Annotated in this window: 1 protein-coding gene; it reads right to left on the bottom strand. The window is 60.1% G+C overall.

Features of this window, described 5'->3' with window-relative positions; all coding sequences use genetic code 11:
• Nucleotides 1-461: IS66 family transposase (locus tag AACY52_RS30945; protein WP_339561488.1), on the bottom strand; the 461-nt coding region annotated here is incomplete at both ends.

The raw sequence follows: 461 nt of genomic DNA, 5'->3' as shown, positions 1-461 counted from the left end.
CCGGTTGCGCACCCACGGCGTTATAGCCAGCGTAATCGTCGCTCATCAGGTAGCCACGATAATCGGCGAGCAGACGCAGTGGCACCTCCTGCGCGCGGCTGGTGGTGTAGTCAAAAAGAATAACTGGACGCTCAGGCGGGCCGCTGGCCTGCACCCACATCCAGGACTGGCTGGTCGGGTCTCGATCCGGTTCCTTCAGCACTTGTACCCGCGTTTCATCGCAGTGGATCACCGGACTTTCCAGCAACCGGTCGCGCATCAGATTCAGCAGCGGCTGAAAGTGTTCGCAGCACTGGATCACCCAGCGCGCCAGGGTTTGGCGTGGGATGTCGATGCCGTGTCGGCCAAGGACTTTTTCGAACCGATACAGTGGCAGACCGTCGACGTATTTGGTGGTCAGCAGCATCGCCAGGACGCTGGGGCTGGCCATGCTTTTTTCGATCAATTGGGCCGGTTTGTCG

Origin of the sequence: Pseudomonas sp. EA_65y_Pfl1_P113 (assembly GCF_963970525.1) — a bacterium.
Classification (GTDB): domain Bacteria; phylum Pseudomonadota; class Gammaproteobacteria; order Pseudomonadales; family Pseudomonadaceae; genus Aquipseudomonas; species Aquipseudomonas tritici.
The sequence above is the reverse complement of the archived record's forward strand: the minus strand, read 5'-3'. Positions and strand labels throughout refer to the sequence as shown.